Source organism: Pseudogemmobacter sonorensis (assembly GCF_042762395.1).
GTDB classification, from domain to species: Bacteria; Pseudomonadota; Alphaproteobacteria; order Rhodobacterales; family Rhodobacteraceae; genus Pseudogemmobacter; species Pseudogemmobacter sonorensis.
Genome location: NZ_JBEFZE010000011.1, coordinates 83,793 through 96,729, shown reverse-complemented (window position 1 = coordinate 96,729; position 12,937 = coordinate 83,793). Strand labels below are relative to the sequence as shown.

Below are 12,937 nucleotides of genomic sequence, written 5' to 3'. Positions count from 1 at the left end.
TCCATCGGTATGTCTGTCAGCGTCTAGGGCCGTCTGAAATACCTATTGTTTCCAATCGCTTGCTGCGCTGTTGCGTCTGCACCCGTCTATCTTTGACTGCCTGTTTCTGCGATATTCCTTAGGCAACGCTTAGGCAGGGGTTCGATATGCCGCCCAAGGAATACGAAAAGCTGGACGACAAGTTCGTCGCTTCGATCAAGGGACCGGAAGCCGGTAAGACCGTCATGCGGCTGCGCGACAAGCTGGCCGATGGGTTGTTCCTGCGGGTGACGAAGCACGTTAACGCGAAGGGCGCTGAACAGGTGTCGAAGTCATGGGAATTCTACTTCACCATGAACGGCAAGACATCCTGCACCGGCTTGGGCCGTTGGGTCGAACCGCCCCGTGCAGGTGAACCGAAGTTCCAGAAGGGAATGAGCGTCAAGGAAGCCCGGCGCAAGGCTATCGAACTTCGCGAAATGGTCGAAGCGGGGCAAAACCCCGTCGAAGTGAACCGGGCGAAGAAGGCCGCGCCCGACGCGCCGAAGATCGTCACCTTCGCCGACGCGCTGAACGAATATATGAAGACCGATTACATTCAGAAGAACCTTTCCAGCGACAAGCACCGCAAGCAATGGCGCGCCAGCCTTGATCTTCACGCCGTCCCGAAGATCGGGGCGAAGAATGTGGGCACCATCACGATTGACGAAGTAAAGGACGTTCTGAAACCGATCTATTCCACGAAGACAGATACCGCCCGTAGGGTTCGGCAGCGCATGGAAAGCGTGTTCGCTTGGGCGATTGACGAAGGTTGCCGTGAACACGACAACCCGGCATCGGTCGCGGCGCTGCAAATCTGGATCAAGAACCAGAAGAAGGCCGAAGCGCAGAACCATCCGGCCATTCAGCAGGGCGATATGCCCACATGGTTCGCCGAACTGCGCAAGCGCGATGGCATGGCTTCGCAGGCACTGGCCTTTGCCGTGCTTTGCGCCAGCCGGTCGGGCGAGGTGCGCGGCATGGTTTTTGGCGAGGTCGATTTCGCGGCGAAGGTCTGGACCATCCCGGCGGCGCGCATGAAGATGAAGAAGCCGCATTCGGTGCCGCTGTCCGAAGCTGCGGTCGCGCTGTTGAAGGCGCTACCGAACTTCGAAGCCGATCACAAAGACCCGAAGGCGGTTGTCTTCCCGGCCCCGCGAGGCGGCGTAATGTCCGACATGACGATTTCCGCAGTTATGAAGCGGATGCACGAAGCCAAGTTGAAGGTTGATGAACGGGGTTGGGTCGATCCTTCCGACGATACGAACCCTCGCCCTGCGGTCCCGCACGGGCTTCGCAGCACGTTCAAGGATTGGGCGGCGAAGCGCGGGTATGACAATATTCAATCCGAATTGGCCTTGGCGCACAATGTGGGCACCGAAGTTGAACGCCGCTATCGTCGTGACGACCTTGTTGAAGAACGCCGGGCCATGATGAACGCCTATGCGGCCTTCTGCCTTGACGAAGCCGAAGCGTCGAAAGTCGTTCCGCTTCGGGCAGGGGTCGCGTGATGGCAAAGCTTCGATACCCGTTTGATGGCACCTTGCCGAACGCTTCTGACGATCCTTGGACGAAGCTGGATACCATCGTTGAATACCTGCAAGACGGCGAACCTATCCCGCGCGATTTGGCGGCATGGCTTGGCGAAGCGATCCGGCTTTCGGGCCGCGATCCTGACGAACTGCCCCGCCGCCTTGGCGTAAAGCGCGGTCGCGGCCCGAAAGCCGATCCAAACGCTTGGTTCACGGTCGGAAGGCGCATCTGCGACCTTGAAGACAACGGAATGAAGCCCGAAAAGGCCGTCGCGACCGTCGCCGCAGAACTGGACGACGGGCAGGACGAAAAATACAGTCGGTCGCAGCTTCAAAACTTGCGTGACGCCTACCGCGCCGCATGGCATGTTGCCCACCATCCCGAATAGCGAAGGTGCGACATGGCGGAAGGTGACGAAGTGAAGCGGGCGATTACTGATCGAAATGGGCTTCCGCCCCAATGGCCGACCCATCGCCATACGCCCGAATTTTGGGAACACTTGGGCCGTGCGATTGCAAGCTTTGGGTTTTTGGAAGACACATTGCGCCGGGGTATCTTCGCATTCACCGGGACAAGACCAATTCCACCCGAAGAAGCCGAAAAGGCTGTGGCAGAATGGGGAAAGCAACTAGAGCGAATTATGACAGCGCAGCTTTGGAACTTGGCAAAAGAGTTCGAAGAAGCGGCAAACTCAAACCCGAACAATTCTACCGAAAACATCGGCGAACTTGTCGCTGCAATAAAGGAAGCCGCAGGCTTACGGAACACGCTTTGTCATGGCAGTTGGATGGTGCCAGACAATGAAGGCAAGTCGCTTCCGCGCTTTACGAAGAAGGATCGTGCAACAGGGAACTTGGTTCAGTTTGAAAGCAAGGTCGATATTGAATTTCTTTCACAAGTTCAGGCCCATGTTACCGACCTGATTTGTTCCGTAATAGATACCGTAACCCACATGGGCTACCAGTTTCCGGGCGGTGCAGGGCCGGGCAAGCCTGTCGTGAAACGCCCCTAAGTCTGTCTGCCACTAATCCCGCGCCTTTAGTGGCAGGATTGGGCGACGGCATGGGGGAAACCCTTACCTGACGGGCAGACGCGCCCGGATTTGTGAGGATAGCACCATGAACGCCCCTGCGACCCCCGCCGCCGACTATGGCAGCCCCGACCGCGCCGTCACCCCTGCGCAGCTTGTCCCGAACGCCCTGATGCGCACCCCAGACGTTTGCGCCGTCACCGGCATGGCCCGCCCGACGCTCTATGAGGCGATGGCGAAGGGCCTGTTTCCCCGCCCGATCAAGCTTGGCGAAAAGTCGTCGGCATGGCCCTGCCGGGAAGTTGACGCCATGTGCGCAGCCCGGATCGCCGGTAAGTCCGAAGACGAACTTCGCGCTTTGGTCGTTGAGTTGACCGAAGCCCGCAAGCGTTTGGCGTGATGGCAGCCGAATTGGCTTCCAATGAATTCCGCAACACATTGAAAAAGACTGCAAAGAGCAAGGGCCGGTTAGTCTGCCTAAGCCTTGCCTAAGGACAGGCCCGAAATCATGGCGCAACTTCATGTCCCGTTCGATGCCCACAAGCATGAGCCTTGGCAAAGCAACTGGCATCACGTCGCGAACCCGTATGTCTATAGCACCGAACCCGGCGATCCGGTTCCGGTCTTTCCCGAACCGCCCATCGGTCTTGTCGGCGATGTTATGGGCTTCATCGAAGCGAAGGCACCGCATCCCATGCGCTATGCTTCGGTCGCAGGTTCGTTAGGGTTTCTGGCCGGTATTGTGGGCAGGGCATGGAACGTCGAAGATAGCGGGCTGAACATCTTCGCCGTCCTTCTGTCGCCGTCCGGTTCCGGCAAGGAAATGGCGTCGAAGGGACCGGGTATCCTTCTGAACCATATCGTTCGCAAGATTTCCCCTGCCGCAAGCTTCATCGGGCCGGGCGACGTGACTTCGAAAGCGGCGCTTCATCGCTATGTGTCGAAGACAACGCCCCCGTCGTTCGTCATGTTCATCAACGAAGCTGGCGAATGGATGGAACCCATCGTGTCGCCGACCGCAAGCGAACATCGCCAAAGCCTGCGCAAGATGCTTCTTGATTGCTTTGAAAAGGGCGGCAAAGGATCGGTCCTTCACAAGTCGGCATATGCTGACGTTGAAAAGAACATCGAAACCGTCGAACGCCCCGCCGTTTCGATTGTCGGCGATAGCACCGCAGCGACCTTCTACGGCGCGATGAACGAAAAGAACACCGCGAACGGGTTCTTCCCGCGCTTCATCATCCTTGAAAATGAAGAAAGGACCGCGCCGTTCAACGAAGGTCATGCGTCGGTCGAACCTTCCGCCGAATTGATCGAACGCCTTTCCGATCTTTGCAGCCAATCCTTGAACCTGAACAATCAGGGTTTAATTCAAGACATTGCCATTTCGAAAGACGCCCGGTTTGAACTGGTCGATTTCCGCAACAGATGCGCCGAAGAACGCGACGCATCGAAGGAAGAACATATCCGCGCAATCTGGTCGCGGGGCTATATTCATGCTTTGCGCGTGTCTGGCATCCTTGCCGTTGGCCGAAACTTCTTTATGCCCACAATCGACGTTTGCGATGCGACTTGGGCCGTTTCTCTTGTGACATGCAGCATTGAAAAGCTGCTGAACAAGTTTGACGACGGCGAAGTTGGCGACGTGTCGAAATCCGAAGTTGCGCGGCTGAACGAAGTTAAGCGCGCGATCAAACGCTATCTTACGTCACAATGGCCCGAAGTTGCGTCGTATTCGGGTTCCAGATCGTCGGGGCTTCATCGCGAAAATATCGTCCCGTATGGATTCGTCCAGCGGTCAGTTTCGAAGTTGAAGCCGTTCAAGGATGCAGCGTTCGGAAAATCATCGGAAGCGATAAAGCAAACGCTTCGGATTATGATTGAGCGCGGCGAACTTGTCGAAATGTCGCGCGCAAAAATGGCGAAAGATTACGGCTATTCTGGCGTCGCATATGGCGTCGAAAGGCCAGAAGCCTTCTTGGAGTAGAAAGGGGAAGCCTGCGGTAGATCGTAAGCCATTGATTTAATTGGAAAGTAGAAAGGTGGAAAAGTGGACCGGGTTCTTACCCCCATATAGATCACAGATGAAATTATATACTGTTATATTTATATATCACAGCCTATTCCCTTATGGTCCACTTCTTCTACTTTTCTACTTCTTACATATTAGCAAGCAAGAACAGTGATTTATGGGGTGGAAGGTTTCCCGGTCAGATTTCCACCCTTCCACTTTGACCGACAGCAACCTGCAACCCGCCCCATGTGGGCAAAACAAAGGAACGCCGAAATGAGAAAGAAACTGAAAACCGATGAAGACCGCGATTTGGACGCGATGTTCAATCCCGTTGCCCACGAAATGGTTAGGAAGGTTATCGACATTGCCGAAGATCGCTTGACTTCCGGGGGTATCTGCGATCATCGAGACACCGAAGAAATTCTTTGCCGGGTTTATATCGAAACAGTCGCCGACATTATCAAAGGCGCATCTTGGTTCATGCAGGGCGAAGCGACCGCCGGTGCGGAATACTTCCTCTTGAAGTGTCTTGGGTCTGGAACCGATAGGCTGCATCCACTGATGAAGCGAATGAATGCTACACGCTCGAACGCCTGCGGAAATCAACTGTCGTTTCATTCCCATTACTATTTCCCGCGATTTCACGCGATACTGACGCAACGCTACATCGAAGAACTGCAACAGCCTGACGATGCGGTTTTGATCGGTGCAAGCTGGAACGGCATCTTCCATCTTGCCGCCGCGAAGTTGCCCGGCGTCAAGGAACAGATCAACCGCGAACTGCGGCGTCGCGGCTTGGACTATGACGCCGCCATTGTTCCTACCAAGCACCTTGAACGCCAGATGCGGGCGCTTGGCAGTCACCGGCGGCAGATCGGTGACACATAGGGCCAGCGCCGCGCAGGAGCGGGCGCAGGGCTGCGGGTAGGGGCTTGGGGCTGGGGAGAGGATGCCCCGGCACCGGGAAGCCGCTCCACGGGCCGGAAATCGAGGTCTGCGGGCATGGGGTATGTGGGCAGCTTGGCAGGGGTATGGCAATGGTGAACATGGATAAGGTCCGAAATGCTTTCCGAACTGGAATCATTCTGAATGACGAAGAAACTGCCGTTCTCGTCGCCGAAATGTCCAAGCAAGGGAAGCGGGCAAAAGAACGCCGCCAGAGAAACGAACGAATTGGCGAAAACTATGGTATTCCTATTCCGCAATATCGGCCGAAGATTCCGAATTGGATGAAACGCAAGCTGACGCGGGCAGAAATTGCGCAATTGGCGGCAGGATGGGATAAATAGGGCTTGCCATGCGCGGCTTATTGTGCCTATCCGTTAATTGCCGCCTATTCCCGATTAGCCTAGGCTTAGCCGCAGAAATCGAAAGGGTCGTTTCATGGCAAACCTTGCTTCCGCTTGGGAAAAACCTGCCCGCCCCCTGCCGCAGCGGATCGGGCCTATCGCCAATGTGATCCATTGCCGCGAACACATGGTTCGCATCTTTAAAGAAGCAAGAACTGGAAAGCTGGATATTTCGGATGCAAGCCGCTTGGTCAACATTCTCGCCCAAGTTCAGCGCAGCTTTGAAGCGTCGGATATGGAGGAACGCTTGAAGCGGCTTGAAGAAGGTGCCGACGAATGAGCCTGCACCGCCGCCTTGCTGCACTCGAAAAGAAGCGTCGGGTCGCGAACGCCGAAGACAACAGGATTCTTGGCATTCTGAATTATTGCGACAGCCAAGGTTTCCCCAAATGGGACGGCGTTCATAGACCGGGCGTTCAAGTGATCGGCGTCATTGGTGGAACGCGCATTCCCGCCGAAGATTGGGAATCTCATTGTCGCGATCAACAGCGCCGGTTGCTTGCTCAATGCGAAGCTTTTGCCGAACAACTGAATGAAGGAAGCGCGAATGAGAATTTCCATAAGCCCGAACCTTCGGGCGAACTTCCCCCGCTTCCGCCGGGGAAGAAAAGACCACAATATATCTTAATCAAAGATGCCAACGGAGTTGAATGGCAACAAGACCGCCTCACAGGCGAGAAATGGAGAACATAAGATGGCCCGATATTTGACCGAACACCCGACCCATGTTCGCTTTCTTGACTTCGCCCGAACGAATGTCGGCTTCGAAGTCGAATTCTTCACCATGAAACCCGACGCGGTTGACCCCGCTGTCGGATCGGCGGCGATGAAAGCCAAGTTCGCGATCCACGATGCAATCGGCAGGGTTTCACGGCTGGCCGGTGACGAAAGCAAGACGCTTGCGATGCGCCACGAAGGGGGCCGCATCGTCATGGACAACCTGTCGAAAGAAGTTTCGAAGCATGTTCAGACAATCCGCGACTGGTCGGAACGCGAAGCGGAAGCTGCCGGGGCGCGCGCCCTTGCGGTGATGAACCCCGATCCGACGAAGGCCCAGGTCTATTCTGAAATCCGCGCCTACTGCGCCAGCCGCCGCACCGACCCCGAGTTTCCCGCCGAACTGGCCGAACTCTGCCGCACCGATCTGGACACGGCCCGCGCGGTTGCGAACGCGCCGGGGTATCTGTCGGGCGTGAACAGCACCGAACGGCACATGCGGTTGAAGGACGAAGCCATTGCCGCGTTTGCCCCCGAAGATGTTGCCGCGCTTCGACACGCCGTCGCGGTCGGGAAAGAAGCTGACCGGATGCAGGAAGGCATGAAGAAGCTTCATGCCACCGCCTACACGAAGGCCGTGGCCGACCGCATCCGCTCTACGCATGTCGATACGGCGGCACCCTTCGCCGAACCGCCCGCCGCCGCAGCCGAATGAGATAGCGCCCGGCCCGGTGCCGGGTTGCCCCGTGCTTCCGCGTCGGCCTGTCGTGGGAGAGTGCCGAACTGCCGTCCCTTCGGGGGCGGCTTTTTTATCACGAATGCGTGATCGTTTCCGGGGCCGCGACGGGCCGGAAGGCGCAGTCAGATACCTTGGGCAATCCTTAGGCAGAGATTTTCGAGTTCTGAAAAACTTAATAAAATCAACTACTTACAAGGAAATATGGCAGCCCGTAGGGGAGTCGAACCCCTCTTTTCAGGTTGAAAACCTGACGTCCTAACCGATAGACGAACGGGCCAGCCTTTCGATGAGGCGGTGTTTATGCGGGCGGCGCGGGGAGCGCAAGAGGAAAAAAACATTTCCCTGAAATCAGGCCTCTGCCGCGTCGTCGAGGCGCAGTTGCACCTTCGACCGGCCGCCCCAGCTGTTGATTTCCAGCCGTCCGGCAAGGTGGAAAAGCCGGTGCCCGGGCGCCTCCAGCGCGGGGCCGAGGGGGCTGTCGAAGGCGCCGAAGGCCATGGCCTCAAGCGGGGCGGCGGAGGAGCGCACCGTCAGCCGCAGATGGCTTTCGCCGATCCGGCGCGCGCTGACCGAGGCCGAGGGAATCACGAATCGCGGCGCGGGGGCCGAGGCGCCGAAGGGGCCCGCGCTTTCGATCTGCTCGGCCAGGGGCAGGGTGGCGGCCTCGGGCATCAGAAGGCCCTCGACATGCAGGGCGCGCGGGCCGGGGCGGTCGGCGCCCTGGCGGGCGAGCAGCGCCCCCAGCCGGGCCATCGCGGGCTCCAGCGCCTCTTGCGCCACGGTCAGCCCCGCCGCCATCCGGTGGCCGCCTCCCTTCAGGAACAGCCCCTCGGCCGCCACCCGCTGCACCGCCGCGCCCAGGTCGACGCCGCTGACCGACCGGCCCGAGCCCTTGCCGACCCCGCCGTCCAGCCCGATCACCACCGCCGGGCGGCCGGTCGCCTCTTTGAGGCGGGCGGCGACGATGCCGACCACGCCCGGGTGCCAGCCCTCGCCCGCCGCCCAGACCAGGGGGCCGTCGAGGCCGCGGGCCTCGGCCTGGGCCATGGCCTCTTCGCGGACATGTTCGGTCAGCAGCCGTCGCTCGGCGTTCAGTTCGTCCAGCCGCCGCGCCAGCGCCTCGGCCTCGGCCGGATCCGCCGTCGCAAGCAGCCTTGCGCCCAGATCGGCCTGGCCGATCCTGCCCCCGGCATTCACCCGCGGCCCCAGCAGGAAACCAAGCGCATAGGCGCTTGGCGCGCTGTCCATCCGCGCCACATCCGCCAAGGCGCGCAGGCCGGGCCGTTCGCGCCGCGCCATCACCTTCAGCCCCTGGCGCACGAAGGCGCGGTTGACGCCCACCAGCGGCGCGACATCGGCCACGGTCGCCAGCGCCACGAGGTCGAGAAGCCGCAGCAGGTCGGGGCCGCTCACCCCCTCGGCGCGCAACTGGCGGTTGGCCTCGACCAGAAGCAGGAACACCACCGCCGCCGCGCACAGATGCGAGAGGCGGCCGTCTTCGTCCTGGCGGTTGGGGTTCACCACCGCAATCGCCCCGGGCAGGGTCTCGGTCGCAAGGTGATGGTCCAGGATCACCACCTCGGCGGGGCTGGCGGCGGCGATCGCCTCATGGCTGAGCGTGCCGCAATCGACGCAGACGATCAGCGAATGGCTTCGCGCCAGCGCCTGCATGGCGGGGACGTTGGGCCCGTAGCCCTCGTCGATCCGGTCGGGGATATAGAGCGTCGCGTCATGGCCGAGCGCGCGCAGCCAGTCGAGCAGCAGCGCCGCCGAGGCCCCGCCGTCGACATCGTAATCGGCGAAGATCGCGATCCTTTCGCGTGCCGAGAGGGCGGCGCGGATCCGGGCGGCGGCGCGCTCCATGTCGCGCAGCCCGCGCGGATCGGGCAGCAGGTCGCGCAATTGGGGCGCGAGGAAACCCGCCGCCTGTTCGGGCGCGACGCCGCGCGCGGCAAGCAGGCGGCACAGCGGCAGCGGCAGGCCGGTGTCCTGCGCCAGGGCCTCGGCCAGGCGTTCGAGCGCGGGGGCGGGCCCGGTCCAGCGCCGCCCGGTCAGCGAGGTCTCGACGCCGAGGAAGGCGGGCGGGGCGGGGGAGGGGGTGTCGCTCATGCCCGAGGGGTGGCGCAAAGCGCGGCCCGTTGCAAGGGGAGCCGGTGTAAACGGGCCGGTTGCGAGAGGGGCCGGGGGCAAGAGGCCGCTGCGAGGCGCGGCGTGCGAGGAGACGGGGTGCGAGAGGCTGGGGGGCGGGGAACCCGCGCCGCAGGGGCGGGGCGTTGCAAGCGCCACCCGCCTCCCCTCGACCACCCGTGGGGGCGCAGGGGGACCGGCGAAGCGTCTCGCCGTCGCCCTTCTTGCCACCCTGAGGAGCGCAGGCGGGGCGCCGGGGGGGAACCGCCCGCAAGGGAGGCCGCGCGCCCTGAATCTGGCCGCGCCGCCGTGGTCCGGCCGTGCGGCGCGGGCCGATCAGAGCGGGCTGCGATAGGTGACGCGGCGCACCGATCCGGTCTTCGAGCGCATCAGGATGGTCTCGGTGGTGATCCAGCCCGGCTCGCGCCGGATCCCGGTCAGCAGCGAGCCGTTGGTGACCCCGGTCGCGGCGAAGATCACATCGGCGCGCACCAGATCGTCGCGGGTATAGACGCGGTCGAAATTGGTGATCCCGGCCTTGGTCGCGCGGGCCCTCTCGTCGTCGTTGCGAAACAGCAGTTTGCCGAAGAACTGGCCGCCCATGCATTTCAGCGCCGCCGCCGCCAGCACCCCCTCGGGCGCGCCGCCCGAGCCCATATACATGTCGATCCCGGTCACCTCGGGCTCGGCGCAATGCATCACGCCCGCGACGTCGCCATCGGTGATCAGCCGGATCGCGGCGCCGGTCGAGCGGATCTCGTCGATCAGATCCTCGTGCCGGGGGCGTTCGAGGACGCAGACGGTGATATTCTCGGTCGAGACGCCCTTGGCCGAGGCCAGCGCCGAGACCCGTTCCGAGGGCGACATGTTCATCGTCACCGTGCCGGGCCGGTAGCCCGGGCCGATGGCGAGCTTTTCCATATAGGTGTCGGGGGCGTGCAGCAGCGTGCCCGCGGGCGCCATGGCGATCACGGTCAGCGCGTTCGGCATGTCCTTGGCGGTCAGCGTCGTGCCTTCGAGCGGGTCGAGCGCGATATCCACCGCGGGCCCGGTGCCGGTGCCGACCTTCTCGCCGATGTAGAGCATCGGCGCCTCGTCGCGCTCGCCCTCGCCGATGACGACGGTGCCGTCGATCTCCAGCAGGTTGAGCTGGTCGCGCATGGCGTTGACGGCGGCCTGGTCCGCGGCCTTTTCATCGCCGCGCCCGATCAGCCTGGCCGAGGCGATGGCGGCGGCCTCGGACACGCGGGCGAGGCCCAGGGAAAGCAGCCGGTCCTGGAATTGCGCTTTGTCGGCCATGGGAATTTCCTGAAGTTTGGGGTCGTCCCAAGGTTTAGCCCCGCAAGAGCCGCGCCGCAAGCGAGGTTGCGCTAACGACTGCGGCCCTGTGGCGGGAACGGCGGTTTTCCGGGGGGGGCGGTGCGGCAGGGGGGGGAGCCGGCTGGGGCCCGGGCGGCGGCCGGGGCGGAAAGCCCCCGGGGCTTGAAGGGCCTGGCCGGAAAGACCGTGGCCGGAAGGGTCGGCGCGCGCTCAGACCTGTTCGATGCGGATCGCCACCGGCGCCTCGACCAGGACGCCGGTGCGCTCGAATTCGCCAAGCGCATGTTCGATATCGGCCGGGCTGGCCTTGTGGGTGACGAAAAGCACGATGGCGTCGTCGTCCTCGGCCTCTTCCTGGTTGATCTGGCGCATCTGGTCGATGGAGATCCCGGCCTCGCCCAGGCAGGTGGCGATCTTGGCCAGCGCGCCGGGCTTGTCCAGAAGCCGCATCCGCAGGTAGTAGGGCGCGGGCGTGGCGGCGCGGGCGGCGACCGGCTCGGCCAGGTCGCGGGCGGGGATGCCGAAGACCGGCAGGCGGAAGCCGCGCGCGATGTCGATCACATCCGCCATCACCGCGCTTGCGGTCGGCCCTTCGCCCGCGCCCGCGCCGCGCATGACGATCTGGCCGACCGAATCGCCTTCCAGCACCACCATGTTGGTGCCGCCCTGCAACTGGCCCAGCGGGCTTCGCGCCGGGACGAGGCAGGGGGTCATGCGCTGCTCCAGGCCCCGCCCGCTCATCTGCGCCACGCCCAGAAGCTTGATGCGATAGCCCATTTCGGCGGCATGGCGGATGTCGTCGAGCGAGATCGCCCCGATGCCCTCCAGTTCCACCGCGTCGAAGCTGACCCGGGTGCCGAAGGCGATCGCGGCCAGGAGCGCAAGCTTGTGGCCCGCGTCGATCCCCCCCACGTCGAGGTTCGGATCGGCTTCGAGATAGCCGAGCCGCGCGCATTCGTCGAAAAGGACGTTGTAGCCCTGGCCGGTCTCTTCCATCCGGGTCAGGATGTAGTTGCAGGTGCCGTTCATCACCCCCATCACCCGCTTGATGCGGTTTCCGGCAAGGCCCTCGGTCAGGGTCTTGATCACCGGGATGCCGCCCGCGACCGCCGCCTCGAAGCGCAGCGCCACGCCCGCGGCCTCGGCCGCCTCGGCCAGGGCCTGGCCGTGATGGGCCAGCAGCGCCTTGTTCGCCGTCACCACATGCTTTCCGGCGCGCAGCGCGGCCTCGGTCGCGTCCCTGGCCGGGCCTTCGTGGCCGCCCATCACCTCGACGAAGACATCGACATCCTCGCGCCGCGCCAGGGCGACGGGGTCGGTCTCCCAGGCATAGCCGGAGAGGTCGGCGTCGCGGTTCTTCAGCGGATCTCGGGCCGAGACGGCGGTGATGGCGACCGGGCGGCCCGCACGGGCCGAGAGCAGCGCGGCCTCGCGCTGAAGGATGCGCACCACGCCGATGCCGACGGTGCCCAGGCCGGCAAGACCGAGGCGGAGGGGCGCGGCGGTGGGCTCGACGGACATGGACACGACCTTTCGGATGAGGGTTGCGCCCGCCTGTTAGCCCTTTGCCCGCGCGGGCGCAACGCCGCCGAAGCCCGCGCCCGCGGTCACGACCGGAGGGGTCTTGCGCGCAGCGCGGCGGCGCGTTCGCGCAGGGCACGCGCCCGCGCGTCCAGCGCGGTTTCGGCCGAAGCGGGGGCGACGGTTGCGGCCCGCAGCGCGGCCAACTCATCGGTCGTCAGCAGGGCGGGCGGCTCGGACCGGGCGGCGGGGGGCAGGCCGTCGACTTCGGGAAACTGCGTGCAGGCCGCCAGCAGGGCGGCGCAGAGAAAGCCGGGAAGAATGCGGGCAAGCCTCCGGCTCGGACGCCGCGTCGGGCCGGGGCGCCGCGCCGCGGAAAGGGATGCACGAAGGGGCTGGAACATCGGAAAAAGGGTCGCGGGCAAGGGGATTGACTTTGCGCCATGGCCCGGGCTGGGGGCGAGGCTTGGGTTGCTTCCCCCGAGGTTAGCCTGTTCGGGCCGGTCGCGAAAGGCCGGGTTTCGTCTGCGCCCCCCGAACCTGCGCCCCCCCGAAGCTGCCCCTCCCGG

At 63.0% G+C, this 12,937-nt stretch carries 14 protein-coding genes and 1 tRNA gene; 10 read left to right on the top strand and 5 right to left on the bottom strand.

From position 1 onward, the window contains the following. Positions 1–146: 146 nt before the first annotated feature. From ABNX41_RS10630 to ABNX41_RS10585, 10 genes are all read left to right on the top strand, one after another. Positions 147–1,529, top strand: coding sequence for a tyrosine-type recombinase/integrase (locus tag ABNX41_RS10630; protein WP_438669701.1), 1,383 nt, complete (start codon positions 147–149; stop codon positions 1,527–1,529). Then, positions 1,529–1,939, top strand: coding sequence for a hypothetical protein (locus ABNX41_RS10625; protein ID WP_438669700.1), 411 nt, complete (start codon positions 1,529–1,531; stop codon positions 1,937–1,939). The genes ABNX41_RS10630 and ABNX41_RS10625 overlap by 1 nt, the downstream gene beginning before the upstream one ends. Before the next feature lie 12 nt (positions 1,940–1,951). After that, a complete protein-coding gene (locus tag ABNX41_RS10620) occupies positions 1,952–2,563 on the top strand; it encodes a hypothetical protein (RefSeq protein ID WP_438669699.1) in 612 nt (203 codons plus the stop codon). A 106-nt stretch (positions 2,564–2,669) separates the two neighbouring features. After that, complete coding sequence (locus ABNX41_RS10615) at positions 2,670–2,981, top strand: helix-turn-helix transcriptional regulator (RefSeq protein ID WP_438669698.1); 312 nt, start codon at positions 2,670–2,672, stop codon at positions 2,979–2,981. 108 nt (positions 2,982–3,089) lie between these two features. Further along, positions 3,090–4,568: a DUF3987 domain-containing protein gene (locus tag ABNX41_RS10610; RefSeq protein ID WP_438669697.1), complete on the top strand. Its 1,479-nt coding sequence runs from the start codon at positions 3,090–3,092 to the stop codon at positions 4,566–4,568. A 300-nt stretch (positions 4,569–4,868) separates the two neighbouring features. Then, entirely contained in the window at positions 4,869–5,483 is a 615-nt protein-coding gene (locus tag ABNX41_RS10605; RefSeq protein WP_438669696.1) for a hypothetical protein, read from the top strand. 149 nt (positions 5,484–5,632) lie between these two features. Beyond that, entirely contained in the window at positions 5,633–5,884 is a 252-nt protein-coding gene (locus tag ABNX41_RS10600) for a hypothetical protein (protein WP_438669695.1), read from the top strand. A 94-nt stretch (positions 5,885–5,978) separates the two neighbouring features. Beyond that, on the top strand, positions 5,979–6,224 hold the full coding sequence (locus tag ABNX41_RS10595) for a hypothetical protein (protein ID WP_438669694.1): 246 nt from the start codon (positions 5,979–5,981) through the stop codon (positions 6,222–6,224). Next, positions 6,221–6,637 carry a hypothetical protein gene (locus ABNX41_RS10590; RefSeq protein WP_438669693.1) on the top strand — a complete coding sequence of 139 codons (417 nt, stop codon included), beginning with the start codon at positions 6,221–6,223 and terminating at the stop codon, positions 6,635–6,637. Before ABNX41_RS10595 ends, ABNX41_RS10590 begins: the two co-directional genes overlap by 4 nt. Before the next feature lies 1 nt (position 6,638). Then, complete coding sequence (locus ABNX41_RS10585; RefSeq protein WP_438669692.1) at positions 6,639–7,376, top strand: hypothetical protein; 738 nt, start codon at positions 6,639–6,641, stop codon at positions 7,374–7,376. 226 nt (positions 7,377–7,602) lie between these two features. Here the strand turns inward: ABNX41_RS10585 and ABNX41_RS10580 are convergent. The 5 genes from ABNX41_RS10580 to ABNX41_RS10560 form a co-directional block, all read right to left on the bottom strand. Further along, positions 7,603–7,677: transfer RNA gene (locus ABNX41_RS10580), tRNA-Glu, on the bottom strand. Between the two features lie 71 nt (positions 7,678–7,748). Beyond that, the gene (recJ, locus tag ABNX41_RS10575; protein WP_438669691.1) at positions 7,749–9,509 is read right to left on the bottom strand and encodes a single-stranded-DNA-specific exonuclease RecJ; all 1,761 of its coding nucleotides are present in this window, start codon (positions 9,507–9,509) and stop codon (positions 7,749–7,751) included. A gap of 354 nt (positions 9,510–9,863) precedes the next feature. Next, positions 9,864–10,826 (bottom strand): class II fructose-bisphosphatase, encoded by a 963-nt coding sequence (gene glpX, locus ABNX41_RS10570; protein WP_438669690.1) that lies wholly within the window; start codon positions 10,824–10,826, stop codon positions 9,864–9,866. Positions 10,827–11,057: 231 nt separating this feature from the next. Continuing rightward, positions 11,058–12,368 carry a homoserine dehydrogenase gene (locus tag ABNX41_RS10565; RefSeq protein WP_438669689.1) on the bottom strand — a complete coding sequence of 437 codons (1,311 nt, stop codon included), beginning with the start codon at positions 12,366–12,368 and terminating at the stop codon, positions 11,058–11,060. A gap of 86 nt (positions 12,369–12,454) precedes the next feature. Then, on the bottom strand, positions 12,455–12,793 hold the full coding sequence (locus ABNX41_RS10560) for a hypothetical protein (RefSeq protein ID WP_438669688.1): 339 nt from the start codon (positions 12,791–12,793) through the stop codon (positions 12,455–12,457). Positions 12,794–12,937 lie beyond the last annotated feature (144 nt).

What these genes read in the sequence shown, in the direction of transcription:
- ABNX41_RS10630 (WP_438669701.1), top strand. Translation starts at nt 147, where the DNA reads ATGCCGCCCAAGGAATACGAAAAGCTGGACGACAAGTTCGTCGCTTCG.
- ABNX41_RS10625 (WP_438669700.1), top strand. Translation starts at nt 1,529, where the DNA reads ATGGCAAAGCTTCGATACCCGTTTGATGGCACCTTGCCGAACGCTTCT.
- ABNX41_RS10620 (WP_438669699.1), top strand. Translation starts at nt 1,952, where the DNA reads ATGGCGGAAGGTGACGAAGTGAAGCGGGCGATTACTGATCGAAATGGG.
- ABNX41_RS10615 (WP_438669698.1), top strand. Translation starts at nt 2,670, where the DNA reads ATGAACGCCCCTGCGACCCCCGCCGCCGACTATGGCAGCCCCGACCGC.
- ABNX41_RS10610 (WP_438669697.1), top strand. Translation starts at nt 3,090, where the DNA reads ATGGCGCAACTTCATGTCCCGTTCGATGCCCACAAGCATGAGCCTTGG.
- ABNX41_RS10605 (WP_438669696.1), top strand. Translation starts at nt 4,869, where the DNA reads ATGAGAAAGAAACTGAAAACCGATGAAGACCGCGATTTGGACGCGATG.
- ABNX41_RS10600 (WP_438669695.1), top strand. Translation starts at nt 5,633, where the DNA reads ATGGTGAACATGGATAAGGTCCGAAATGCTTTCCGAACTGGAATCATT.
- ABNX41_RS10595 (WP_438669694.1), top strand. Translation starts at nt 5,979, where the DNA reads ATGGCAAACCTTGCTTCCGCTTGGGAAAAACCTGCCCGCCCCCTGCCG.
- ABNX41_RS10590 (WP_438669693.1), top strand. Translation starts at nt 6,221, where the DNA reads ATGAGCCTGCACCGCCGCCTTGCTGCACTCGAAAAGAAGCGTCGGGTC.
- ABNX41_RS10585 (WP_438669692.1), top strand. Translation starts at nt 6,639, where the DNA reads ATGGCCCGATATTTGACCGAACACCCGACCCATGTTCGCTTTCTTGAC.
- recJ (WP_438669691.1), bottom strand. Translation starts at nt 9,509, where the DNA reads ATGAGCGACACCCCCTCCCCCGCCCCGCCCGCCTTCCTCGGCGTCGAG.
- glpX (WP_438669690.1), bottom strand. Translation starts at nt 10,826, where the DNA reads ATGGCCGACAAAGCGCAATTCCAGGACCGGCTGCTTTCCCTGGGCCTC.
- ABNX41_RS10565 (WP_438669689.1), bottom strand. Translation starts at nt 12,368, where the DNA reads ATGTCCGTCGAGCCCACCGCCGCGCCCCTCCGCCTCGGTCTTGCCGGC.